Source organism: Halomonas sp. DN3 (assembly GCF_024137905.1).
Taxonomy (GTDB): domain Bacteria; phylum Pseudomonadota; class Gammaproteobacteria; order Pseudomonadales; family Halomonadaceae; genus Halomonas; species Halomonas litopenaei.
The window spans coordinates 4,465,338-4,490,154 of sequence record NZ_CP099965.1; the positions used below are offsets into that span (position 1 = coordinate 4,465,338).

Annotated in this window: 22 protein-coding genes; 7 read left to right on the plus strand and 15 right to left on the minus strand. The window is 67.0% G+C overall.

What is annotated here, in order from left to right:
* Window positions 1-227 precede the first annotated feature (227 nt).
* The 3 genes from NKF27_RS19385 to norR form a co-directional block, all read right to left on the minus strand.
* A complete protein-coding gene (locus tag NKF27_RS19385; protein ID WP_253554385.1) occupies window positions 228-617 on the minus strand; it encodes a SirB2 family protein in 390 nt (129 codons plus the stop codon).
* Window positions 618-623: 6 nt separating this feature from the next.
* On the minus strand, window positions 624-1,808 hold the full coding sequence (locus tag NKF27_RS19390; protein ID WP_253554388.1) for an NnrS family protein: 1,185 nt from the start codon (window positions 1,806-1,808) through the stop codon (window positions 624-626).
* 223 nt (window positions 1,809-2,031) lie between these two features.
* Window positions 2,032-3,621: a nitric oxide reductase transcriptional regulator NorR gene (gene norR / locus NKF27_RS19395; protein WP_253554390.1), complete on the minus strand. Its 1,590-nt coding sequence runs from the start codon at window positions 3,619-3,621 to the stop codon at window positions 2,032-2,034.
* 489 nt (window positions 3,622-4,110) lie between these two features.
* Here norR and hmpA point away from each other — a divergent pair, with 489 nt between their 5' ends.
* The gene (hmpA, locus tag NKF27_RS19400) at window positions 4,111-5,295 is read left to right on the plus strand and encodes an NO-inducible flavohemoprotein (protein WP_253554393.1); all 1,185 of its coding nucleotides are present in this window, start codon (window positions 4,111-4,113) and stop codon (window positions 5,293-5,295) included.
* Window positions 5,296-5,498: 203 nt separating this feature from the next.
* Here the strand turns inward: hmpA and NKF27_RS19405 are convergent, their stop codons facing one another.
* The 11 genes from NKF27_RS19405 to NKF27_RS19455 form a co-directional block, all read right to left on the minus strand.
* Entirely contained in the window at window positions 5,499-7,013 is a 1,515-nt protein-coding gene (locus tag NKF27_RS19405) for a tripartite tricarboxylate transporter permease (RefSeq protein WP_253554394.1), read from the minus strand.
* 3 nt (window positions 7,014-7,016) lie between these two features.
* Window positions 7,017-7,568 carry a tripartite tricarboxylate transporter TctB family protein gene (locus tag NKF27_RS19410; protein ID WP_253554396.1) on the minus strand — a complete coding sequence of 184 codons (552 nt, stop codon included), beginning with the start codon at window positions 7,566-7,568 and terminating at the stop codon, window positions 7,017-7,019.
* 46 nt (window positions 7,569-7,614) lie between these two features.
* Window positions 7,615-8,586: a tripartite tricarboxylate transporter substrate binding protein gene (locus NKF27_RS19415; protein WP_253554399.1), complete on the minus strand. Its 972-nt coding sequence runs from the start codon at window positions 8,584-8,586 to the stop codon at window positions 7,615-7,617.
* Window positions 8,587-9,025: 439 nt separating this feature from the next.
* Complete coding sequence (locus NKF27_RS19420; protein ID WP_253554402.1) at window positions 9,026-10,465, minus strand: amidase; 1,440 nt, start codon at window positions 10,463-10,465, stop codon at window positions 9,026-9,028.
* A complete protein-coding gene (locus NKF27_RS19425) occupies window positions 10,462-11,754 on the minus strand; it encodes a Zn-dependent hydrolase (RefSeq protein ID WP_253554404.1) in 1,293 nt (430 codons plus the stop codon). The genes NKF27_RS19420 and NKF27_RS19425 overlap by 4 nt, the downstream gene beginning before the upstream one ends.
* Window positions 11,755-11,781: 27 nt before the next feature.
* A complete protein-coding gene (locus NKF27_RS19430; RefSeq protein WP_108132114.1) occupies window positions 11,782-12,477 on the minus strand; it encodes an ABC transporter ATP-binding protein in 696 nt (231 codons plus the stop codon).
* On the minus strand, window positions 12,477-13,229 hold the full coding sequence (locus NKF27_RS19435) for an ABC transporter ATP-binding protein (protein WP_108132113.1): 753 nt from the start codon (window positions 13,227-13,229) through the stop codon (window positions 12,477-12,479). Before NKF27_RS19435 ends, NKF27_RS19430 begins: the two co-directional genes overlap by 1 nt.
* Entirely contained in the window at window positions 13,222-14,256 is a 1,035-nt protein-coding gene (locus NKF27_RS19440) for a branched-chain amino acid ABC transporter permease (protein WP_231498583.1), read from the minus strand. Before NKF27_RS19440 ends, NKF27_RS19435 begins: the two co-directional genes overlap by 8 nt.
* Window position 14,257: 1 nt before the next feature.
* The gene (locus tag NKF27_RS19445) at window positions 14,258-15,118 is read right to left on the minus strand and encodes a branched-chain amino acid ABC transporter permease (protein WP_108132112.1); all 861 of its coding nucleotides are present in this window, start codon (window positions 15,116-15,118) and stop codon (window positions 14,258-14,260) included.
* 59 nt (window positions 15,119-15,177) lie between these two features.
* On the minus strand, window positions 15,178-16,371 hold the full coding sequence (locus NKF27_RS19450; protein WP_108132111.1) for an ABC transporter substrate-binding protein: 1,194 nt from the start codon (window positions 16,369-16,371) through the stop codon (window positions 15,178-15,180).
* A gap of 108 nt (window positions 16,372-16,479) precedes the next feature.
* Window positions 16,480-17,259, minus strand: coding sequence for a FadR/GntR family transcriptional regulator (locus tag NKF27_RS19455; protein ID WP_231498582.1), 780 nt, complete (start codon window positions 17,257-17,259; stop codon window positions 16,480-16,482).
* A gap of 278 nt (window positions 17,260-17,537) precedes the next feature.
* Here NKF27_RS19455 and NKF27_RS19460 point away from each other — a divergent pair, with 278 nt between their 5' ends.
* The 4 genes from NKF27_RS19460 (at window position 17,538) to NKF27_RS19475 (ending at window position 22,795) form a co-directional block, all read left to right on the plus strand.
* On the plus strand, window positions 17,538-18,818 hold the full coding sequence (locus NKF27_RS19460) for an aminotransferase class III-fold pyridoxal phosphate-dependent enzyme (protein ID WP_239452573.1): 1,281 nt from the start codon (window positions 17,538-17,540) through the stop codon (window positions 18,816-18,818).
* Between the two features lie 184 nt (window positions 18,819-19,002).
* The gene (locus tag NKF27_RS19465) at window positions 19,003-20,499 is read left to right on the plus strand and encodes a CoA-acylating methylmalonate-semialdehyde dehydrogenase (RefSeq protein ID WP_108132109.1); all 1,497 of its coding nucleotides are present in this window, start codon (window positions 19,003-19,005) and stop codon (window positions 20,497-20,499) included.
* 371 nt (window positions 20,500-20,870) lie between these two features.
* Window positions 20,871-21,866 (plus strand): peptidase U32 family protein, encoded by a 996-nt coding sequence (locus NKF27_RS19470; RefSeq protein WP_253554406.1) that lies wholly within the window; start codon window positions 20,871-20,873, stop codon window positions 21,864-21,866.
* A gap of 11 nt (window positions 21,867-21,877) precedes the next feature.
* Window positions 21,878-22,795 carry a U32 family peptidase gene (locus NKF27_RS19475; RefSeq protein ID WP_253554409.1) on the plus strand — a complete coding sequence of 306 codons (918 nt, stop codon included), beginning with the start codon at window positions 21,878-21,880 and terminating at the stop codon, window positions 22,793-22,795.
* Between the two features lie 100 nt (window positions 22,796-22,895).
* Here the strand turns inward: NKF27_RS19475 and NKF27_RS19480 are convergent, their stop codons facing one another.
* The gene (locus NKF27_RS19480; RefSeq protein WP_253554411.1) at window positions 22,896-23,456 is read right to left on the minus strand and encodes an SCP2 domain-containing protein; all 561 of its coding nucleotides are present in this window, start codon (window positions 23,454-23,456) and stop codon (window positions 22,896-22,898) included.
* Window positions 23,457-23,691: 235 nt separating this feature from the next.
* Between NKF27_RS19480 and NKF27_RS19485 the strand changes: the two genes are divergently transcribed.
* Both NKF27_RS19485 and NKF27_RS19490 read left to right on the plus strand, forming a co-directional pair.
* A complete protein-coding gene (locus NKF27_RS19485; RefSeq protein WP_045993533.1) occupies window positions 23,692-23,880 on the plus strand; it encodes a hypothetical protein in 189 nt (62 codons plus the stop codon).
* Window positions 23,877-24,788: a hypothetical protein gene (locus NKF27_RS19490; protein ID WP_253554413.1), complete on the plus strand. Its 912-nt coding sequence runs from the start codon at window positions 23,877-23,879 to the stop codon at window positions 24,786-24,788. The genes NKF27_RS19485 and NKF27_RS19490 overlap by 4 nt, the downstream gene beginning before the upstream one ends.
* The last annotated feature ends 29 nt before the right edge of the window (window positions 24,789-24,817 follow it).

Consider the following 24,817-nt stretch of genomic DNA (forward strand, 5'->3'; position numbering starts at 1 on the left):
TTGACCATTGTATTGAGGAGCGCTCTTCTATACCTGAGTTAAACACTCGGAATATGACATGCATCACCAAAATTCTTGATTGATTCGCCCCATCAACCACTTAAACAGTTGCCAGGACTATCGGCGATAAACGATGAAATTGACGAGACAAGATGACGACAATATCGCCGCCGACAGGAGAAAAAACCAACGCCATTGAGGTAAATCAATGCATTGCAATAAAGAGGCTATACCAGCCAGGACAGGACGCTGTGTCGGTGCGCGGCGCCAAGCATATAGACGAAGATCAGCAGCGCCAGACAGGCCGACAGCGCCCGCGTTCGGACGCTGGCAGCTCGTCGAAGCGCCAGACTGCCGAAGCCGACATAGGCCAGCAGGGCGGTCAGCTTGGCCGCAAGCCATGGCGTCTGGTGAGGCCACTGGGTGGTGAGCACCATCAGCGACAGCCCCGCCGCCAGCAGCAGGGTATCGAGCAGATGGGGCAGCACACGCACCCAGGGGCGCTTTAGCCAGGAAGAGCCGGTCACTGACCACAGGGCGCGCAGGGCAAAGAGGGCACCGCTGACCAGCGCCAGCGACACATGCAGGGCCTTGAGGGTGAGGTAGAGCGGTAACATCTGAGCCTAGCCGTCCTGACCGTCGACACGCGGACTGCCGAGAATCGGCACGTAGTGGGCCAGAAAGATGGCGTAGCCGAGACACCACAGGAGGATGCTCAGGCTGTAGACCCAGTGGGTGATCGAGGGCCACAGCGCCAGCACCAGCGAGCGCGACAGTCCCGCCGCCACCAGCAGGCCCAGAGCCACGCCGATGCCCGGCAGACAGCGCATGGGACGGCCGGTATGGCCCAGCGACACCCGCGACATCATCGACAGCATCATGGTGCCCATGGCACCCACGGTGATGGCGTGGACACCCAGCTCTGCCCGGCCGACGCCCCACAGCCCCAGGGCCCACAGCAAAAGCCCCAGCGGCACGAAGGCGTAGCTCAGGTGAAGGCTCCACAGCAGGGGTTCACGTCCGGTGGCGCGGCCTTGCCAGCGTATCAGGCGCAGCGGGTGGGCCAGCGCCGCCGCCAGCAGCGCCAGCGCCAGTAAGCTGTCGGGCAGATCGGCCCCCAGGGTGCGTGTAACCTGCAGCACCACCGCCAGCGCCAGGCTGCCGAGCGCCAGCCCCTCGAGCCAGGGCAGCGCCGGGCGGCGCTTCAGGCCCAGCCGGTTGGCGGTGAACATCGGGATCACCCGACCGCCCAGCACCCCCATGATCAGCGTTACCAGCAGCACCGCCAGGTAGGACGACTGGCGCACCAGCTCAGGGTCACCCTGGAGCACGCCCAGATGGCTGCCCAGGTTGGCACCGGCGAGGATCGCCAGCACCGGCACGAAGATCAGATTGCGCCAGCGCTTCGCCCGGATCACCATCACCGCCATCACGGCGCAGACGATCAGCAGAAAGCCCACGTCCAGGGCCATCACCAGCGCCTGGGGCAAGACGGGAAAGGCCAGCCCCAGCCGGGCCCCCAGCCACAGTGCGACGAGCCCCAGCAGCGGGGCGCCATGGAGCCCCCTGAGGCCGGTCCAGGTCTGCACCGCGGTCAGCAAGAACCCCGAAACTACCGCCCCCACCACACCGAACAGCATCTCGTGCTGGTGCCACCACAGCATGCCCGCCCGGGGCGACAGCACGAAGATGCCGTGCCAGAAAGCGAGCCACACCAGCAGGGCCACCACGCTGAAGGCCGCCGCCAGCAGGAAGAAGGGACGAAAGGCGAGGCGCGCAAGAGGCAGACGAGCGGCGACGGATGACATGGCGAGTACCTGAGTAATTCACTTGGTCTTGTGAAGTCTGGCCCGCTTTGGACAACATCACCATGATGCACATCAAAGGCACTGCCGATGCCGCAAACCTGACTCACCCTGGCAAGCCCTGCATCCCCCACCCCACCCCAACCCAGCCCCAACCCAGCCCCAACCCAGCCCCAACCCAGCCCCGCGACAGCCTCGCACGCCCTTGGCGATGACCAGGCCAGAATCAGGCCTTTAGCCCCAGCCGCCGCGCCAGGCGATGCAGATTGCCGGGGTCCAGCCCCAGCCGGCGAGCCGCCCCTGCCCAGTTGCCTTCAGAGTCCAGGGCCTGCCGGATGCGCTCGCGCTGAAAAGCCTCGGTGGCCTCCCGCAGCGAGGGCTCTCGATCCCGCGCCTCGCCCGCTGGACGATCGGCCGGCGACACGGCGCTTCGAGACGTGTCGCCTTGCGCTGCGGGCGCGCCAGTGATCCGGGCTGTCGCCGGCGCCAGCCCCAGGTGTTCGACCTCGATGCGTACGCTACGGCGGCGAGCATCGGGCGTCCCGAGCACGTCCACCGAGGCCAATGCCAGCAGCGAGGCACGCGCCAGCAGCGACTCCAGCTCACGTACGTTGCCGGGCCAGTGCCAGGCCGCCAGCGACACCCGCGCGGCCTCGCTCAGGCGCAGGTTGCCGACGCCGAGACGCACCCGGTTCTGCTCCAGGAAGTGTCCGACCAGCAGCGCCAGGTCCTCGGGACGCTGGCGCAACGGGGGCACCTCCAGCGGAAAGGCGCTGAGCCGGTGATAGAGATCCTCGCGAAAGCGCCCCTGGGCGACCTCCAGGGCAAGATCCCGGTTGGTCACCGCGACCACCCGAACGTCGACATGCTGGAGGCGATCGCTGCCCAGCGGCTGGACCTCGCCTTCCTGCAGCACCCGCAACAGCTTCGGCTGCAGCTCCAGCGGCAACTCCCCTACCTCGTCCAGCACCAGGGTGCCGCCGTCGGCCATCTGGAAGTGCCCGCGATGGTCGCTGGTTGCCCCGGAAAAGGCCCCGCGCCGATGGCCGAACAGGGCGCTCTCGATCAACGAGGCTGGCAGCGCGGCGCAGTTCACCACCACCAGGGGCCCATCGGCACGTCGCGAGCCGTGATGGAGGGCATGGGCGATGCGTTCCTTGCCGACGCCGGTCTCGCCCAGCACCAGCACGCTCATGTCGGTGGCGGCGACCAGCTCCACCGATGCCATCAGCTTGCGCATGGCGCCACTGCGCCAGCCGGTCAGCCGACGCGGTAACTGGCCGTGGTCATCGCGCTGCAGGGCGAGCTGCAGGCGGGCGCCGTCCAGACGTCGGGACAGCCGCAGGCAAGTGCCCAGCAACTCGGCCGCCGCCAGCAGGCCCTGGTCATCCAGCTCGGCCAGCGCCCCCGGGGTCAGGGCGTCCAGGGTGACCATGCCGATCAGCTCATCGCCGTCGCGCAACGCCACCCCCAGGCAGTCATGGACGGGACTAAGACCGTCATCCAGCAGCCCGTCGTAGGGATCAGGAAGGGGCGAGTCCGCGGCAAAGCGGCAGACCCCCGGCGCCTCGGCGATGGCGGCGAGGCGAGGATGCTCGCCCAAGGCGAAGGTCCTGCCGGCCACGCCCTCGGGCAGGCCGATGGTAGCCACCGGCCTGAGGCCGGAGCCCTGCGCCACCAGCAGCGCGCTGGCATCCGCCGCGGTGGGGGCCACCAGTGATTCGAGCACGCCCTGCCAGGCCTCGGCGAGCTCGGGGCCCTGCTCATCGCCCAGGCGCTGCAGCAGGGCACGCAGGCGTCGTAGAAAGCTGACCACCTCGAATGTCCTTTTGACTATCAACAGTGTCAAAACGATAGCACTTGTAGTGTCAGATCGACATAAAGCCTCGATCTCGTTCGCAAGAGGTACCACTGCCCAGGGCGAATACCGGGACAGCATCGGGTCGGGAACCTGGCCGGGAACCGGGCCAGAAAAAAGGAGCCGGGTAGCGTGACCAGCGCTCTCGACAAGCGCCCTGTGGATCCACACTGCCCGCTCATTACCTACTCTGGATCACCCGCACTGTGGCAAGTTGGCGCACCTCAAGCGAAGCGGCATATCGCTTGCTCCATACAGGGTACAGAAAGGCGACGAGCGATACGCCCCGACCCCGTGGAAGCACCGAAGGTGTCGAGGCATATCAACCGATGCTCTGTTCACAAGCTGTAGAGAAAAAGTAGGCCCAAACGAGCCAGGCCTCCGACGCGGTGAAGGTTTTTTGCCACAGTGGGAGCGCGCTGCGCCATATCCCTGACAGGAGACGCCATGACCACCGCTGCCCAAGACGCCATCATCGATGCCACCGCCCCTCTGGTCGCCGAACACCTCGACGCCATCACCGCCCGTTTCTATCCGCTGATGTTCGAGCGCTACCCGGAGGTCAAGGCGGTGTTCAACCAGGCCCATCAGGCCGACGGTGGCCAGCCGAAGGCGCTGGCGCGAGGGGTGCTGGCCTATGTCGGCCTGCGCCGCCAGCCCCAGGAGGTCATCGACTCGATGCAGACGGTGATCAGCAAGCACGTCTCGCTGGGCATCCAGCCCGAGCAGTACCCCATCGTCGGCGAATGCCTGATGGCCGCCATCGGCGAGGTGCTGGGCGAGGTGGTGACGCCGGAGATCGCCGACGCCTGGGCGGCCCTGTACAACGATCTGGCCGCGCTGTTGATCGCCGCCGAAGCCGAACGCTACCGGGCCTTCGCCGAGCGCCCCGGCGGCTGGCGTGGACTGCGCGAGTTTCGTGTCGCCCAGATCCAGCGCGAGTGCGAGGTGATTCGCTCCTTCACCCTGGAGCCGGCCGACGGCCAGCCGGTGGCCGACGCCGAGCCCGGCCAGTACATCGGCTTGCGTCTGGCGGTGGACGAGGCAATCGTGCATCGCCACTACAGCCTGTCCGGCAGCCCCAACGGCCGTAGCTATCGCATCTCGGTGAAACAGGAGCCGGGCGGTCTGGTCAGCAACTTCCTGCATCAGCAGATGCGCGTCGGCGACACCCTGGAACTGCTGCCCCCCGCCGGTGAGCTGACCCTGGACGATGGCGACGCGCCGGTGATGCTGATCAGCGGCGGTGTCGGGCAGACACCGATGCTGCCGCTGGCGCGCCAGGCCCTGGCCCAGGGACGCCGGGTCTGCTACGTCCACGCTGCCCGGAACATCGACCACCACGCCTTCCGTGGCGAGGTCGAGGCCCTTGCCCGCGACTATCCGCAGCTGCTGACCCGGGTGTGCGCCTACGAGGAAGGCGACGGCGGCGATATCAAGGGCCGCCTCGAGCGTGAGCTGCTGGCCCGCCTGCTGCCCGGCGGCGACGCCCAGTGCTACTTCGTCGGCCCGCCGCCCTTCATGAGCGCCATCGACAGCCATCTGGCAGAACTGGGTATCCCCGAGCAGCGCCGTCACTACGAGCACTTCGGCCCCTCGCGTCCGCTCGACCATAGCAAGAGCGTCGCCTGAGCCGCAGCTGGCTATCTTGTTCGACGTGTCTGCGCTGCGCCGCCGTCATGAAAACTTCGGTCCCTCGCGTCCGCTCAGCAACACCAGTAGCGTCGCCTGACAAGCACGTCTGACCGTCGCGTTCACTCAGCCCACCACGACAAGGCCGCGCCCGAGGGCACGGCCTTGTCGTGTCTCCCAGCCATCTTTCACCAACCAGAGGCTCAGGCGTGCTGTCGCGCCTCGGGCTTTCTCACCACCATGAAGTAGTAGAACACCCAGGTCAGCGCCAGAAAGAACAGGCTGTCGGGACTGGTGAGGAAGATCAGCGGGTTGCCGTCGGACAGCGACAGCGAGCGTCGGCAGTATTCCTCCAGGCTCGGGCCGAGCACGAAGCCGAGCAGCAGGCAGGCCACCGGATAGCCCTGACGCCGCAGCAGGAAGGCGAGCACCCCGAACACCAGCGCCAGTCCCATCTGGAAGATGGAGTAGGTAGCCACGTAGCAGCCGACCAGCGCGATCACCGCGATGCTGGCGTAGAGCACATCGCGGCGGATCGAGACGATGCGCACGAACCAGGGTCCCAGCACGTAGAGCGTCAGCGGCACCATCACCAGGGCCGCCACCAGCAGCGCCATGAACATCGGTGCCACCAGCGCAAGCTGGCTGTCGAGGAACTGCGGCCCGGGCTGCAGACCGTTGATCACCAGCACGCCCAGCACGATAGCGGTGGTGGGATCGCCAGGAATGCCGAACGACAGCATCGGCACGAAGGCGCCGCTGCACATGGCGTTGTTGGCGCCCTCCGCCGCCGCGATGCCCTCCACCGAACCCTTGCCGTACTTCTCCGGGTGGCGTGAGCTGCGCATGGACTCGGCGTAGGCGACAAAGGCCGCCATGGAGCCTCCGGCGCCCGGCAGCACGCCGACGCTGTAGCCGATGATGGCGGTCTTGACGTAGCGATAGACGCCGATTTCACGCACCTCGCTCCAGGGCGGAATAAAGTCCCGACGGCGAATGACGCTGGCCTTGATGGCGTCGACCTCGACGGTGCGCGAGGCGCGGTTCTGCGACTGCACCAGCAGCTCACTGACGGCGAAGGCGCCGATGACCAGCGGCATGATGTCGATGCCCTGCATCAGCACGCCGGTGCCGAAGGTGAAGCGGGTGACCGGCTGCATCACATCGATACCGACGGTGGCCACCATCACCCCCAGGGTGGTGGCGACCAGGCCCTTGGAGATGGCCCCACGCTGGGAGATGACGATCACGATCAGGGCGAAGGCGATCAGCGAGAACTTGCCCGGCGTGCGAATCAGCAGCGCCGCCTCGGTGGCCAGCGGCGCCATCACCATCAGCATGATGGCGCCCAGGGCACCGCCGATCATCGACGCCAGGGCGGCGTGGCCCAGCGCCTTGGCGCCCTCGCCCCGCTGCTGCATGGGGTAGCCCTCGATGGCGGTCATCATCGAGGCCGGGGCACCGGGAATATTGATGGTGGTGGCGGTGATGCTGCCACTGCACATGCCGGCCATGAAGATGGCGGCGCAGGCGACCAGCGCCGCGGTGATGTCGAGGCTGTAGGTCAACGGCAACAGCAGGGCGATGGCCAGCATCGAGGTGAGCCCCGGCACGGCGCCAAAGAAGGTGCCGATCAGGTAGCCGCCGATCAGGTAGGGCAGGATGTCGGGCTGCATCAGCACGGCAAGGCCCTTGGAGAGTTCGATCAGATAGTCCATGGGTCAGATCCAGGGCGTCGGCAGGCGAACCTGGAACACCAGCTCGAAGAGCCCGTATCCCAGCAGGGTGATCACGCCGGCCACCAGCGCCTTGAACGCCAGCGCCTGCGGCGAGGGCCGCCCGGTGGCGAAGGCCAGCGTCATGCTGAAGGCGTAGAGGAAGGTGGCGATGAAGTAGCCAATGTGGGCAAACAGGGCGATATAGACGGCGGTGAGCAGGGTGACCGCCACCGGCCCTCGCCACGCCGCCACCTTTGCATCGCCACGGTTGTCGCCGCCCTCGTCGCTTTCCCCGGCGCCGGCCTCACCACCAGCCTCACCACCTGCCTCGCCACTGGCCGCCTCGCGTCGATCGGCGAGGATCACGCCACCCAGCGCCAGCAGCATGACCACGGCGAGCGCTACCGGGAAGAAGGAGGCGGTCAGGGCCCCGTTCTTGATGGGCGGGGCTATCTTGAACGCCTCGAGCAGATAGATCAGGGTCAGGGCCAACAGGCAGACGACGACACCTGTCGGCCCCGTCAGCCAGGTCCCCAGGCGGGAGAGCGATTTCATCGGGAGTCCTCCGGAAAAGAGCCGCCACCGCGGTGGCGGCGCGGGCTTACTGGCCGATCAGGCCGGCTTCCTTCAGCTCATCCATGCGCGCGAATAGCTCACCCTGGGTCTGTTCGGCCCAATCCTCGACCTCATCGGTGCCCAGCCAGTTGGGGGTGACACCGACGTCGACCAGCCAGGTCTGGAATTCCTCGCTGTCGTAGGCCTGCTGATAGGCCGCCTCGAGGGCCGTCACGGCGTCGTCCGGCGTATTGGCAGGCGCCGCCAGGATCACGAAACTGCCCATCTGGATGTCGTAGCCCAGCTCGGTTGCCGGGGGCACGTCGGGGAAGCTCTCGCTCTGGACGTCGGTGAACTCCACCAGGCCACGGGCGTCACCCGCCGAGATCAGCGATTCGAAGTCACCGAGGCTGGTCAGCGCCAGGTCCACCTCGCCGTTGAGCAGGGCCTCCTTCTGGGGCGCCGCACCACCGGGATAGGAGACGATCTTGAACTCCACCTCGGCCTGATCCTGCAGTTGCAGCAGCGTCAGGTGGGTCCGCGAGCCCATGTTCTGGATACCGGCGCGGATCTCCCCGGGCGCGGCCTTGGCGGCTTCGATCAATGCCTCGAGGCTATCGAAGCGCGAATCCTGCGGCACCACGACGGCGTCCGGCTCACTGGTGATCCGCGCGATCAGATCCAGCTTGTCGATATCGTAGCCGGCCAGCATTCCCTGCCACGGGATGGTGACGACGCTGTCGTAGGTCAGCGCGATCAGGGTGTAGCCATCGGGGCGCGCGCCCAGCGCCTGCACCAGGCCGTTGGCGCTCATGCCGCCTTCGATGTTCTCGACGTAGACGGTGCCCCCCAGCGGCTCCTCGGCCAGATTGGAGATCTTGCGCACGATACCGTCGGTACCGCCGCCGGCGCCCCAGGGCACGATCATGCGAACGTCGCGCTCCGGATAGTCCGCCGCGACCGAGGCACTGGCGACCAGCGCCAGGCCACCCAGGGTCATGCTCATCGACTTGCGCATCTCTTCCACTCCTTGCCACCGTCAGGGCAGTGCTTGTTGTTGGCTTGCGGGGACGGCCGACGCAAGGCGGTGTGGCCGTTCCTGTGGGGACTGCTGCTCTTGTGGTTGCTGCTCTTGTGACGACTACTTCGGCTCTTGCACTTAAGGTATTACATCATACAAAGTATTCGTGTACCCAAGATAGCCAGAGCATGACGACTGCGAAATGCGACTTTAGTGAGGGATATCCGTCTGTCGGCGCGGCCCCGGGCGCCACAAGAAGGCGCGGCCCCGGGCGCCATCAGAAAAGCGCGGCACTGGGCGCCACAAGAAGGCGCGGCATGAATCGGGCGCCATGAAAAACGACAGCGGGGCCGATCGGCCCCGCTGTCGTTTGCGGTCTACTCTCAATCACCCTCGCCGCATCATCTACTTTATCCGCCCTGGAGGACGCAGCGCCTTAGCCCAGCCCCGGCGGGCTCGGCCGAGGCAGGCGCGCCTGCAGCAGCGCGGCCGCCTGCATGACCCTGTCATCGCGGAATTTTGGCCCCACCAGATGCAGCCCCACCGGCAGCCCCTGGTCGTCCAGCCCACAGGGCAGCGACGCCGCCGGCTGCTGGGTCAGGTTGAACGGATAGGTGAAGGGGGTCCAGTCCATCCATTCCCGGTAGGGGCCGCCCGGCGGTACATTATGCCCGGCCTCGAAGGGCGAGATCGGCATCGTCGGGGTCACCAGCAGATCGAAGCGCCGATGAAAGTCGGCCATGCAAGCGGTCAGCTCGGCGCGCCGGCGGCGGGCGTCGAGATACTCGGCCAGGGGAATATCGGCGCCGCGACGGGCGATCTCGAGAAAGCCGGGGTCCAGCAGCGCCTGCTGCTGTGGCGACAGCCTCGAAAGGGCCTGGGAGGCGCCGGAGAACCACAGCGTATTGAAGGTGTCGATGGGATCCTCGAAGCCCGGGTCGAGGCGCTCGACCCGAGCCCCCAGCGCCTCGAGTTCACTGGCGGCCTGCTCCACCCGGGCGCGGATATCCGGCGCTACCTGGACGTAGCCCAGATCCAGGCTCAGCGCGACGCGCCAGCCACGCAGGTCCTGCGGCGGCGGCGCGCGCCAGTCGATGGGACAGGGGCCGCCAAGGTAGCCGTCGCGAGCGTCCGGCTGCGCCAGCAGGCTCATCATCAGGGCGCTGTCCTCGACACTGCGGGTCATCGGTCCCAGATGCGACAGGGTGCTCATGGCGCTGGCCGGCCACTGGGGCACCCAGCCGAAGGTCGGCTTGATGCCGAAGGTGCCGGTGAAGCTGCAGGGGATGCGGATGGAACCGCCGGCGTCGCTGCCCTGGTGCAGCATGCCGAGGTTGAGCGCCGCCGCCGCCCCGGCGCCCCCGGAGGAGCCCCCCGGGGTCAGCGCAGGATTCCAGGGATTGCGGGCGACGCCGTGGAGCGGATTGTCGGTCACCCCCTTCCAGCCGAACTCCGGCGACAGGGTCTTGCCGACGATGATCGCTCCGGCCTGGCGCAGAAAGCCGCTGACCGGGGCGTCCACCGCCACCGCGGCGTCCGGGTCGCTGGTGCGCGAGCCCATGCGGGTCGGCATGCCACGGGTCAGCGTCAAATCCTTGATGGTGACCGGGATGCCATCCAGCGGGCCGCATGGCGTGCCCTCGCGCCAGCGCCGGGTGGAGGCCTCGGCGGCACGCAGCGCCTCGTCGCCGGCGACATGGGCGAAGGCGTTGACCCTTGGGTTGTCCCGGGCGATCCGCGCAAGGCAGTCCTCGATCACCTGACTCGGGGTCAATCGTCGCTTGCGAAAGGCCTCGAGCGCCTGGCAGGCGCCCAGCTCGGCCAGGGCCGGCTCGTCGCTGGCCTGGCGCCCAGGGGGGAGCGTTGCCTGACTCATCGCTGCCCTCCCTCGGCCCGAGCGGCGACGCCGGCGCTGTCCAGCACCGCGTGGAGCAGCACGTTGCAGCCGGCGTGCAGGTCCTCCGGCGTGGCGTACTCGATCTCGTTGTGACTGATGCCGCCTTCACAGGGCACGAAGATCATGGCGGTGGGCGCCACCCGGCCAAGGAAGATGGCGTCGTGACCGGCACCACTGACGATGTCCATGTGCGACAGGCCATGGGCCTCGGCGCCGGCACGCACCGCCTTGACGCAGGTCTCGTCGAAGGCCTCCGGCGGGAAGTCCGCGGTGGGCGTGAGTTCCGCCCGCAGACCGTGACGCTGGCTGACCTCGGCCACCACCTCGGCGAGCCGGGCGGCCATGTCCTCGAGGGCGTCCGATTCCAGATGCCGCAGGTCGACGGTCATCCGCACCTGGCCGGGAATCACATTGCGCGAGCCCGGGTGGGGCGTCATTACGCCGACGGTGCCGCGCCCGTGGGGCGCCGCCTCGTTGGCCATGCGGTTGACCGCCAGGGTGATCTCGGCGGCGCCGACCAGGGCGTCCTTGCGCAGGTGCATGGGAGTGGGGCCTGCGTGGGCCTCGACGCCGGTCAGGGTGACATCGAACCACTTCTGCCCCAGCGCGCCGATCACCACGCCCAGGGTGGTGGCGGTATCCTCGAGCAGCGGCCCCTGCTCGATATGGGCCTCGAAGTAGGCCTTCACCTCGTCGAGGTCCACACGGTCGCTGCCGCGATAGCCGATGGCGTCCAGCGCCTCACCGACACTGACCCCTTCGTCGTCGCAGCGGGCCAGCATCTCATCGAGGCCAAGCTCGCCGGTGAACACCCCGGAGCCCATCATGCAGGGCGGAAAACGGCAGCCTTCCTCGTTGGTCCAGGCCACCACCTCGACCGGAGCCCGGGTGGTGATGGCGTGCTGGTTGAGGGTGCGGATGACCTCGAGCCCGGCCAGCACGCCGAAGCAACCGTCGTACTTGCCGCCGGTGGGCTGGGTGTCGATATGACTGCCGGTCATCACCGCCGGAAGGCCGGGCTCGCTGCCCTCCCGTCGGGCGAAGATGTTGCCGATGGCGTCGATGCGGATCTGGCAGCCCTCGGCCCGGCACCAGTCGATGAACAGGTCACGGGCCTGACGGTCGAGCTCGGTCAGCGCCTGGCGATTGACGCCCCCCTTGGGGGTCGCGCCCAGCTCGGCCAGGGTCATCAAGGATTGCCACAGGCGCTCGCCGTCGCTCTTGAGCACGGCGCCGGCAGCCTCGGATGGGGTCACGGAAACGGTCATGGGTATCGTCCTTGCAAAAGAGTGGTCTCAGGCGCTCAGGGCCAGGTAGCGATCACGCACGCCGGGATCGTCACGGAAGTCGTCGGCGCTGCCGGTGTAGACGATCTGGCCCTGCTCGAGGATGTAGTGGCGGTCGGCCACCGCCTCGCAGACCCGCAGGTTCTGCTCGACCAGCAGCACCGACAGGCCCTCCTCGCGGATCGCCTTCAGGATCTTGACGATCTCGTCGACGATGACCGGGGCCAGGCCCTCGGTGGGCTCGTCGAGCAGCAGGATCCGCGGGTCGTTGAGCAGCGCCCGGGCGATCGCCAGCATCTGCTGCTCGCCCCCGGACAGGGCGTTGCCGCGGTTGCGGCGGCGCTCCTCGAGGCGCGGAAACCAGCGATAGATGTCGGCCATCTGCCAGCGACTGCCGGCGCGTACCGCGATCTGCAGGTTTTCCTCCACGCTTAGGATGCTGAAGATGCCGCGGTGCTCCGGCACCAGCGCCACGCCCTGGCGGGCGATGCGAAATGGCGGCTGGCCAAGCAGCGACTGACCGTTGAGTTCGATGCTGCCGGCGGGGGTGTCGACCAGTCCCATGATGCTCTTCAGGGTGGTGGTCTTGCCGGCACCGTTACGCCCCAGCAGGGTCACCAGCTCGCCCTCGCCCACCGTCAAAGAGACGCCTTCGAGCACATGGCTCTTGCCGTAGTAGCTGTGGATATCCTTGATCTCGAGCATCAGGCGGCCTCCCCCAGATAGGCGTCACGCACGCGGGCATCGCTGCGCACGGTCTCGGGGTCGCCCTCGACCAGTACCTGCCCGCGGTTCATCACGGTGATGGTGTCGCTGATCGACATCACGATGCTCATGTTGTGCTCGATCAGCAGGATGCTGTGGTCCTTGCCCAGCTCGCCGATCAGCGAGGTCATGCTGGGGATATCGTCGATGCCCATGCCCGAGGTGGGCTCGTCCAGCAGCAGCAGCTTGGGCCGCGGGCAGATCGCCATGCCCACCTCGAGGATGCGCTGCTGGCCGTGGGACAGCTCCCCTGCCGCCACCCCGGCGCGCTCGGCAAGACCGATGCGCTCGAGGATCTCGTCGGCCCGAGCCAGGTGCTCGCGGCGCTTGTTCAGGCGTTGCCAGAAGTTGAGCGCGCGCCAGCCGTCGATGCCCTGGGCGGCCAGGCGCAGGTTTTCGTGGACGCTGAGCTCCTGGAACAGGCTGGTGACCTGGAAGGAGCGCGACATGCCCAGGCCGACCCGGCCGTGGGGCGGCTCCCTGGTGATCTCGCGGCCATCAAGCAGGATGCGCCCGGCGGTGGGCCGACGCTCACCGGTGAGGCAATGGAACAGGCTGGTCTTGCCGGCGCCGTTGGGTCCGATCACGGTATGGATGCTGCCGCGGGCGATGCGCAGGCTGACTCCGTCCACCGCCCGAAAGGCACCGTAGGCCAAGGCCAGGTCGCGGGTTTCCAGCAGTACGTCAGTCATGGCTGGCCTCCTTGTGCGGTTCGGCGTGGTTGCCACGGCGTCGTTCCAGCAGGCTCGACAGCCCGCCCCACAGACCGCCGCGCATGAAGATCACCACCGCGATCAGCGCCACGCCCAGCAGCAGCATCCAGCGCGGCCAGATCGACGACAGCAGGTCGCCCAGCAGCACGATGGCGCCGGCGCCCAGCAGCGAACCGAACAGCGAGCCGGTCCCGCCGATGATGGTCATGATCAGGATCTGCTCGGACATCAACAGCTCGATATTGGACAGCGGCACAAAGTTCAGCAGCATGCCGTAGAGCGCCCCGGCCAGGGCGGTGATGCCGCCGGACAGCACGAACACCATGATCTTGAACAGGCGGGTGTCGTAGCCCAGCGCCGAGGCGCGCTGCTCGTTTTCGCGGATCGCCAGCAGGGTGCTGCCGAACGGCGAGTCGGTGATGCGCCGGGCCACCACGTAGATCAGCGCGAACAGGGTGGCCACCAGGGCATAGAAGGCCAGCGGCGAGGCGAAGCTGATCAGGGTCGTCTCGCCCACCGCCAGCGGCGGGCGCGGCACGTCGAGCAGGCCATTGTCGCCGCCGGTCCAGTCGCTCAGGGTGTAGGCTAGGAAGTAGGCCATCTGGGTCAGCGCCAGGGTCAGCATCACGAAGTAGATGCCCTTGCGCCGGATGCACAGCATGCCCACGCCGAGTGCCAGCACACAGCCCGCCACCACGGCGATCAGCAGCGCGCCGATCAGTCCTGCGTCGAGGTGGATCATCGCCAGCGCGCTGATGTAGGCACCGGCGCCGAAGAAGATCGCCTGGCCGAAGGACAGAAGCCCGGTGAAGCCGAGCAGCAGATTGCAGGCCAGTGCGGCCATGGCAAAGATCAGGATCTCGGTGGCCAGGGTGGCGGAGGGCAGCACCAGCGGCAGCAGCACCATCACCGCCAGCATCGCCAGGGTGGTGCCGGCGCCGAGACGCCCCTTGAAGCGGCGCCGGCCCGGGTTGGCAGCGGCGGTATCGAGTGTCTTGGTCATCATCTCATGCTCTCCCGAACAGGCCGTGGGGACGCAGCAGGATCACCACCGCCATGGCGGCGTAGATCATCAGGCTGGCGCCCTGGGGCCACAGCGAGGTCATCAGGCTCTGCACTACGCCGACGATCAGCCCCGCCACCAGGGCGCCGGTGAAGGACCCCATGCCACCGATCACCACCACCACGAAGGCCAGGCCCAGCACCTCCGGCCCGATGAAGGGGTGCGCCCCCCGCAGCGGCGCCGACAGCACCCCGGCAAGCCCCGCCAGACCCACCCCGAGGGCGAAGGTGATGGAGAACAGGCGAAAGATGTTGGAACCCAGCAGCGATACCATCTCGGTGGACTCGCTGCCGGCGCGCACCAGCGCGCCGAAGCGGGTGCGTTCGAGCAGCAGCCACAGCACCACCGCCACCAGGGCGCTGAAGCCGATCAGAAACAGCCGGTAGTAGGGGTAGGCGAAGTTGCCGATGCGTACCACGCCCTGCAGTGCCTCCGGGGTGGGGATGCTCTTGCCCACTGGGCCCCAGATCATGATCGACAGCTCCTGGATGATCAGCGCGATGCCCAGGGTGACCAGAATCTGGAAGGTATGCGGCAGGTGGTAGATGCGCTGGATCAGGCTGCGCTCCAGCGCCCAGGCCAGCAGCGCCACCAGCAAGGGGCCTGCGATCAGCGCCAGCCAGAAGTTGCCGGTCAGGCTGACCAGGGTGTAGCAGAGGTAGGAGCCCACCAGAAAAAAGGCCCCGTGGGCGAAGTTGACGAAGTTCAACAGTCCGAAGATCAGCGTCAATCCCACCGAAATCAGGAAATAGATCATCCCGAGCCCCAGACCGTTGAGGATCTGGAACAGATAGACGTTAAGCATGGTCCCGACTCCTGTCGTGCCGGGGACGCCGTCCCCGGCAGATTGGCAAGCTGACAGCCTTACAGCTGGCAGGGCGAGTCCTCAGGGGTGACGAAGGAGCGCCCGGCGCTGATCACGTCGGCGTAGTCGTCGGGGTCTTCCATTTCGCCCTCGGCCTTGCCCTTGAGCAGGTAGTAGTCCTTGATCACCTGATGGTCGGAGGCGCGGATGGTCTCCTCACCGGTGGGGCCCTGGTAGGTGTAGCCTTCCAGCGCCTCGATCAGCGTCGGACCTTCGCTGGCCCCGCTGGCGTCGGCCACTTCAAGCATCACGCGGGTCATGGTGTAGTCGGCGGCCAGGGGATAGGTCGGAGTGATGTCGTAGGCCTCGCGTACCGAGGCCACCAGCTGCTGGTTGAAGGGGGTGTCGACCTCGTGCCAGTACTGGGCGCCGAAGTAGATGCCGTCGACGTTGGCAGCGCCGAGTTCCTCGAACTGGTCGAGGCCCGCCGACCACACCATCAGGATGTCCATCTGCTCGTTGAGGCCGAAGTTGCGCGCCTGGCGCAGGGCGTTGGAGGACTGGGAGCCGAAGTTCAACAGCACCAGCACGTCCGGCGCCGCCGACATGGCGTTGGTCAGGTAGCCGGAGAACTCCTGCTCCTGCAGCGAGTGATAGCTGTTGCCGACGTGCTCGACGCCGTACTCCTCGAACACCGCCTTGGCGTTGTCCAGCAGCGCCTCGCCGAAGACGTACTCGGGGGTGATGGTGTAGAAGCGCTTGGCCTCGGGTAGCGCCTCGATCAGCGGCACCAGGGTCTCGCGGATGGCCCCGTAGGTCGGCACCGACCAGCGGAAGGTGGAGGCGTTGCACTCGCTGCCGGTCAGCTCGTCGGCGCCGGCGGGGGTCATGAACACGCCCTCGACGCCGGCGACTTCCTTGCCCACCGCCAGCGCCGTGGATGACAGGGTGGCACCGTTGAACAGTCGCCCGCCGTCCTGGTTGATCGCTTCCTGCACCTTGCGGATGGCGCGGCCGGCGTTGCCCTCGGTGTCCAGGCTGACGTACTCGATATCGCGGCCGAGGGTTTCTCGGGCCTCTTCCACCGCCAGCCGGGAGCCCATCTCGGCGTACTTGCCGTAGCTGGCGAAGGCACCGGAGAGGGACTTCACCCCGTAGAAGGTGAGCGGCTGTTGATCCTGGGCCAGCAGCGGCTGGGTCGCCAGGCCAAGGGCCAGGGCGGAAAGCATCAGGGAGGTCTTGCGCACAGTCATTGTTATTCCTCTTTTTTCGACGTCATCGGAGTGGATGAGGGGTCGCTGGCGTGGGGTGGCAGTTGTTGTCATTGTTGGTTGGTTTGCCGCAGGTCGGGGGCCAGGAGGCTAGCCGCCCGCCTCGCCGAGGGCGTCAGGTGAGACCAGGAACTGCTTGGCCATCTCGCCCTCCAGGGCCGACATATGGTGCTCGGCGTCACACATGTGCTCGTACATCAGGCGGCGCACCGCCTCGCGGTCGCTGGCCTCGAAGGCCTCCAGCAGGGCGATGTGATAGCGGATGTTCGATTCATCGAAGGCGTGGCGTTCTGGCTTGTAGGCCTTCTTGATGACGACCAGGTCGCGCAGCAGGTCGTTGAGGAAGGTGCTCATGAAGCGCAGCAGCGGATTGGGGCAGTACTCGGCCAGGATGTTGTGAAACTCGAGCTCCAGCATGCGGTGCTGGCGCTGGCTGAGTTCGTCCTCATGGGGGCGCTGGCACTGATCGATGTTGTCCCGCAGCCGGGTCAACCCCGCCGCATCGAGCCGGTCCATGGCCGAGACCGCCACCTCGACCTCCACCATCCGCCGCAGCTGATAGACCTGGCTACCGTCCACGTGCTGGAAGTGCAGAAAGTTGCGCAGCGCGCGGCAGGCCGGATCGACGGTCACCTCGCGGATGATGGCGCCGCCACCGGGGCCGGTCTTGAGCGCGACCAGGCCTTCCACCTCGAGCACCCGCAGCGCCTCGCGAATGGTGCCCTTGGCGCATTCATAGCGCTCCATCAGGGCCTTCTCGTTGGGCAGGCGGTCACCCGGCGACAGGTTCTCCATCACGATCTTCTGCTTGATGTCCTCGCAGATCAGGTCCGCGAGCTTCTGTCGGCGCTGGGGAAAGGAAGTCGGCACGGATCGCCTCGGTCATTTATTCGAATAAATATAAGGATTAGACCCGTTGCGTGAATTGGTCAAGAAAAGAAATCGACGACACTAAACGTTTATCTTTACTCACGTGAACGACAACAAAGAGTGATTTTACAAACCTGAAGCCCTGTCCATGCTGAGTCCATGCCCGCCCTGCGGCCCCTGACTGGAGACTCGCCATGCTGACCTTCGACACCCTCGATACCCGTCCCGATGCCCACGCCGAGCGCCCTGCGGGGGCCGGGCTCAACCATCACTACTGGATGCCGTTCACCGCCCACCAGGACTTCCACCAGCACCCGCGGATGATCCAGGGCGCCGAGGGCCGCTACTTCATCGACGACCGCGGCCGCCGGGTGTTCGATTCGCTGTCGGGTCTGTGGACCAGCGGCGCCGGGCACAACCGTGAAGAGATCCGCGAGGCGGTGGCCCACCAGCTCGGCAGTCTCGACTTTGCGCCGAGCTTTCAAGTGTCCCATCCGCTGGCCTTCAAGCTGGCCGAGAAGGTCGCGAGCCTGACCCCGACGGGGCTCGACCATGTGTTCTTCACCGATTCCGGCTCCGAGTCCGCCGATACCGCGCTGAAGATGGCCAAGGCCTACTGGCGGCTCAAGGGCCGCCCGGAAAAGACCCGCATGATCGGCCGCGCCAAGGGCTACCACGGGGTCAACATCGGCGGCACCAGCCTTGGCGGCATCGGCGGCAACCGCAAGCACTTCGGCCAGTTGCTGGACTCGAGCCACCTGCCCCACACCCTGCAGCCGAACCAGGCCTTCACCCGGGGCCAGGCCGAGACCGGGGCCGAGCTTGCCGATGCGCTGCTCGAGCAGATCGCCCTGCACGACGCCTCCAACATCGCCGCGGTGATCGTCGAGCCGATGTCCGGCTCCGCCGGGGTCATCGTGCCGCCCAAGGGCTACCTCGAGCGGCTGCGCGAGATCTGCTCGGCCCACGACATCCTGTTGATCTTCGACGAGGTGATCACCGCCTTCGGTCGCAGCGGCGCGCGCACCGGCGCCGAGGCCTTCGGCGTCACACCGGATCTGATGACGGTGGCCAAGCAGATCACCAACGGCTGCGTGCCGATGGGTGCGGTGATCGCCTCTGGCGAGATCCATGACACCTTCATGCACGCCGGCGGCCCGGGGCACGCCATCGAATTTCCCCACGGCTACACCTACAGCGGACATCCGGTGGCCTGCGCCGCCGCCCTGGCCGCGCTGGACCTGCTCGAGCGCGAGGACTTCCCGGCCCAGGTCAGGGCCATCGCCCCGGCCTTCGAGGATCGCCTCCACGCCTTGAAGGGCCGCTCCCATGTGGTCGACATCCGCAACTTCGGCCTGGCCGGGGCGATCCAGCTGGCCCCGCGCGACGGCGATCCGGCCATCCGCCCGCGCGACGCTCACCTGGCGCTGTGGGAGGCCGGCTTCTATGTGCGCTTCGGCGGCGACACCCTGCAGTTCGGCCCTCCCTTCGCCACCACCGAGGCCGAGCTCGAGCGCCTGTTCGACGCCGTCGCCGAGACCCTCGACCGGCTCGACTAGGTCCGCTTGACTAAGTCCGCTCGACCAAGACCGCTTGCCTGAGCCCGCTTCCCGGCACCGAGCGCCCGGCTTATCCACCTGAAACCGACAGCCTGTGGACAACCTTTACACCCACTGTTCACAGCATTATCCACAGCGCGGACGGGCCATGCCCGTCCGCCATCGCGACACTTGAGGACCCTCGATGGACAACGTCAATCACTGGATCAATGGTCAGGATCTCGAGGCCGGCCGCCACCTGCCGGTCACCAACCCGGCCACCGGCGAGACCATTCGCCAGGTCGCCGACGGCGACGCCGACACCGTCAAGGCCGCCATCGACGCCGCCCAGGCGGCCTTCCCGGCCTGGCGCGATACCCCGCCGGCCAAGCGCGCCCAGGTGATGTACCGTTTCAAGGCGTTGCTGGAGCGTGACGCCGATCGTCTGGTGCAGCTGATCAGCGAGGAGCACGGCAAGACCCTCGAGGACGCCATGGGCGAGCTCAAGCGCGGCATCGAGAACGTCGAGTACGCCTGCGGCGTGCCGGAGCTGCTCAAGGGTGAGTACTCCCACAACGTGGGGCCGTCCATCGACGCCTTCTCCAACTTCCAGCCGCTGGGCGTGGTGGCCGGCATCACCCCGTTCAACTTCCCGGCGATGGTGCCACTGTGGATGTACCCGATGGCCATCGCCTGCGGCAACGCCTTCGTGCTCAAGCCCTCCGAGAAGGACCCGTCCGCCGCCCTGGCGGTCGCCCGCCTGCTCGAGGAAGCCGGCCTGCCCCAGGGAATCATGAACGTGGTCCAGGGCGGCCGCGAGACCGTCGAGGCGCTGCTCGACGCCCCCGAGGTCAAGGCCGTGTCCTTCGTCGGCTCGACCCCCATCGCCGAAACCATCTACCGACGTGGCGCCGAGAGCGGCAAGCGGGTGCAGGCCCTCGGTGGCGCCAAGAACCACGCCGTGGTGCTGGCCGACGCCGATATCGACAACGCCGCCAACACCCTGATGGGGGCCGCCTACGGCAGCGCCGGCGAGCGCTGCATGGCGATCTCGGTGGCGGTATGCGTCGGCGATGACACCGCCGACCGTCTGATCGAGGCCATGGGCCCCAAGATCGCCGCGCTGAAGATCGGCCCCGGCACCGACAAGGGCCTGGACATGGGCGCCCTGGTCACCGCCCAGCATCGCGACAAGGTGCTCGGCTATATCGAGAAGGGCGTGCAGGAAGGGGCCACCCTGGTGGCCGACGGCCGCGAGCTGGTGGTCCCGGGCCACGAGAACGGCTTCTTCGTCGGCGGCTGCCTGTTCGACCGGGTCACCCCGGAGATGACCATCTACCGCGAGGAGATCTTCGGCCCGGTGCTGTGCGTGGTGCGTGTCGACAGCCTCGATGAGGCCATCGCCCTGACCAACGCCCACGAGTACGGCAACGGCACCTGCCTGTTCACCCGTGACGGCGAGGCGGCGCGCCGCTTCACCGACGCCATCGAGGTCGGCATGGTGGGTATCAACGTGCCGCTGCCGGTGCCGGTGGCCAGCCACAGCTTCGGCGGCTGGAAGCGTTCGCTGTTCGGCGACCTGCACGCCTACGGCCCTGACGCGGTGCGCTTCTACACCCGTCGCAAGGCGGTGTCACAGCGCTGGCCCTCGCCCTTCGAGACCACCCAGGCGGAGTTCCACTTCCCCTCCGGCGGTCAGTAGGCACCGGCAAGAAGACCACGGGCCCTGCGGGGCCCGTTTTCGTTTACCACAGCGAGCGAGCCGCTGATCCACCACTGACAGGCGACTTATACACCGCTGCCCACAGCCCCTGCACCGCCTGCCCACCGCTTTTCACAAGGTGCCACACAGGGTTATCCACAGAACGACTCACACGTTCATCCCCGCCTTTTATCTGCACGCCTGGCCCGCAACTCGGACCCCCGCCATCGCCAGGTTATCCACACCCGGCCCCGGTGCAGCGCGTCATCCCTTCGCTCCATCCCGTACTTCATTGGCGGACACTGATACGCATCAAGCCGGCGGTGTCCGGGCGGGGCTAGCATGGCGCCTCTCTTCGCTCGGAGATCGACATGGAACTGGTCTGTCCTGCGGGTAGCCTGCCCGCTTTGAAGCGCGCCGTGGACGAGGGCGCCAACGCGGTCTACTTCGGCTTTCAGAACGCCACCAACGCCCGCCAGTTCGCCGGGCTGAACTTCACCGACAAGCGCGCCCGCGAGGGTATCGACTACGCCCACGCCCGGGGCTGCCGGGTGTTCTGCGCGATCAATACCTACCCGCAGCAGTCGAGCCTGGCCCAGTGGCGCGCGGCGGTGGACCAGGCGGCTTCGCTTCAGGTCGACGCCCTGATCCTGGCCGACCCGGGCCTCCTGGCCTACGCCGCCGAACGCCACCCGGACATCCCCCGCCACCTGTCGGTGCAAGGCTCCGCCACCAGCCACGAGGCGCTGGCCTTCTACCACCGCGAGTTCGGCATCCGTCGTGCGGTGCTGCCCAGGGTGCTGTCGATCCACCAGGTGCGCGACCTGGCCCGCCACAGCCCGGTGGAGCTCGAGGTGTTCGCCTTCGGCAGCCTGTGCATCATGGCCGAGGGCCGCTGCTATCTGTCGTCCTACCTGACCGGCGAGTCGCCCAACACCCACGGCGTGTGTTCGCCGGCGGCCCACGTGCGCTGGGAGGAGACCGCCAGCGGACGCGAGTCGCGCCTGAACGGCGTGTTGATCGACCGCTACCGCGCCGACGAACAGGCCGGCTACCCGACCCTGTGCAAGGGACGCTTCAACGTCGAGGGCGATATCGGCCACGCCATCGAGGCGCCGACCAGCCTCAACACCCTGGATCTGCTGCCCCAGCTGGCGTCACTGGGCATCAAGGCGATCAAGATCGAGGGTCGCCAGCGCAGTCCGGCCTATGTGGCCAGCGTCACCCGAGTGTGGCGCCAGGCGCTGGACCATCTGGACCAGGCCGGCGACGACTACCGCCCCCAGGCCGACTGGAGCGCCGCCCTGGCGCCGCTGGCCGAAGGCTCCACCCACACCCTCGGCGCCTACGAGCGCGACTGGAAATGACAGGAGGCGAGATGACCGCTGCTTCACTGGAATTGAGCCTTGGCCCGGTATCCTTCTACTGGACCCGCGAGCGCTACTTCGCCTTTTATGAACAGGCCTGCCACTGGCCGCTGACCAGCGTCACCCTGGGCGAGACCGTGTGCTCCCGGCGGCGCGACATGAAGCTCGCCGACTGGCTGGAGATCGGCCACCAGCTCGCCGCCGCCGGCAAGCAGGTGATCCTCGGCTCGCAGACCCTGATCGAGTCCAACGCCGACCTGCGTGACCTGACCAGGCTGTGCGACAACGGCGACTTCCTGGTCGAGGCCAACGACATGAGCGCGGTGCACCGGCTGTCCGAGGCGGGCCTGCCCTTCGTCGGCGGCCCGGCGCTCAACCTCTACAATGTGCCGACCCTGGAGATCCTCAAGCGCGCTGGCATGTTCCGCTTCGTCGCCCCGGTGGAGTTGCCCGGCGCCGACCTGGCCCGGCTGCTGTCTGACGCCCGCGAGGCGGGACTGGCGCTGGACTGCGAGGTGCTGGCCTACGGCCACCTGCCTCTGGCCTGGTCGTCACGCTGCTTTACCGCGCGCCACCACCAGCACCCCAAGGATCGCTGCCAGTTCGTCTGCCAGGACTATCCGGAAGGGCTGTCGCTGACCACCCAGGACGACAGCCGTCGACTGTTCACCCTGAACGGCATCCAGACCCTGTCCGGGGCCTGTCAGGACCTGCGCCACGAGCTTGCCGAGATGGCCGCGATGGGCGTCACCACGGCCCGGCTGAGTCCGCGTTCAGAGGGGATGGATGAAGTGGTGGCGGACTTCGACCTGGCCCGCCAGGGACGCTACCCGGCACCCTCGCCGCTGGCGCTGGTCGACGCCGAGCTGTGCAATGGCTATTGGCACGGCCAGGCAGGGATGGATCTGGCACCGGTGCTGGAAGACTAGGAGCCCCTTCCCTCCCACGCCACCTCACTCAGGAGGCCGGTTCGCCGGCCTCCTGCGCTAGATGGCTCACCCCGACAACCAGCAGGCGGTAACCAGGCGCCTAGGCCCGGCGGGGCAGCCAGCGCTGCAGCTGACCCAGCGCCTCGAGCAGGTAGGGATGCAGCAGTTCCATTTCCTGGCCATCCAGCAGGTTCTTCACCGTCAGCCCCAGTTCGGTATCACCCTCCAGGCACAGCCGGCGCTGGAAGAACAGGCTGTCCGGGTCTTCCTCGCGGCTGGCCAGGCAGGCGAACTCGCGCCAGCCCCCCGCCACCTTCACCTCCCAGGGCGCGTCGGTGACCTGCAGGCGACCGTGCGTGAGGGTCAGGGTGACCGCCAGCGCCAGATCATCGATGGACAGACACACCCGGCGCCCTTCAAGCACGTCGAACTCACCGTCGGCCAGTGGCTCGGCCAGGGTGCGGTTGAGCCAGGGCTCGAGACTCGTGCGCAACAGCGGCAGGGGCAGCGGGCCGAGACGGCGCATCAGTGACAGATGCAGACGATGGGGCACCCGGGTCAAGGCGCCAGAGGTCAACGACGACGGCAGCGAAGAAAGGGTGGGCAAGGCAGGAAGGGCAAGAGAAGGCAACGACAGCGAGCCGAGCGGCGACAGCGACATGACGGGTTCCTGGTCAAGCGGCACGACGCCGCCGGGTCATGCTAGCGATCCCGTCGCCCTCGGTTCATGACGCCCATCAAGCCCTCTGGTGTAGCGCTCGTTGAACGCTCTGACACAGCCAAATGCCGGGGTCGAAATGGGAACTCTGCTACACTGCGGACATCATCGGGTTCGGCCCCTTGGCTTCACCCAGGTTCCGCAGAGCATCAAGTTCACAAGCGGAAAAGGAGCAACGATGTCCATCGAAACCAGCTTCGAAGGCTACCTCAAGGCCAAAGAGGGTGGCCACCTGCGTAGCATGAAGATATCGCATCGCGGCGCCGTCTCCGTGGACAGCGCCGAGCTGGTGCGGTCGCGCAAGGTCAAGAGCAACGTCAGAGCCCTTCGCCGCAGCCTCGATCGCAGGGACAGCAAGCCGGAATGAGCGGCATCAAGCTGCTGCCACCTTTCGTCCTGCTGGTGGCCGGCTTTCTGCTATGCCATTCGATCCCTTCCTGGCGACGCTACGTCATTCGTGCCAACGGACAACAGCTGACCTTGCGCAGCGCCATCGCCGGCTTTGGGGCCGCCCTCCCGGTCTTCGCTGTGCTTTACCTCCTGCACGCTTTCTCTGCCCCCTCCGCTTCTCCTTACGCCTACCCAGACACCCAAGGCGAGCCCTTCGGCGAGCCCTTCCTTCAGGCGTCGCTGGTTACCCTCACTATTGCGATCATCTGCCTGGCGTTTACGAAACTGGTGGCCTGGTACTATGCCTTCTATCTGGGCCAATCCCGTCTGCGCCAGCGCCTGGCCGGGTTTGCGCGTCGCAGCGTCGGGGCTAGTGTCTATCACCGACTGCAACGAGCAGCACAGTGGTGCCACTGGCAGAGCTATCGCTTCACCGTCCACGCCATGCGCAAGCTGATAGAGGGTGACCATGCCGAAACCCTCTACCTTGGCAGCCTGCTTGGCACCGGCAGCGGCCTCTGCATGTTCGTGCTGGATTCTCGCAAGGTGATCATCGGCAACGTGACTGGCATGCCCGAACCCTCGGCGCCCAAGGAGGAAAGCCAGATACGTGTGTTGCCCTACTTCACCGGGCACCTGTGCGAAGCCCATCTCCAGTTGCATATCACCACCGACTACACGCCCTACCTGGACGCCCAGAGTCGGGGCGAGGCCCACCGCGACTACGCCTTTGACATCGTGCTGGCCGCCCACAAGACCAGCTACGTCCGGGAGTTCGACATCCGTTTTTTCCGCAGCCGGTTCATCAACCACCACTGCCCCTGCGGCCACCCCGTCTACAACATCACCCGCTCCGGCCAGGCTCAGCCGCCTGGGGCGTCATAGCGCCTGCTGTCACGACGCTGGCTGAACGA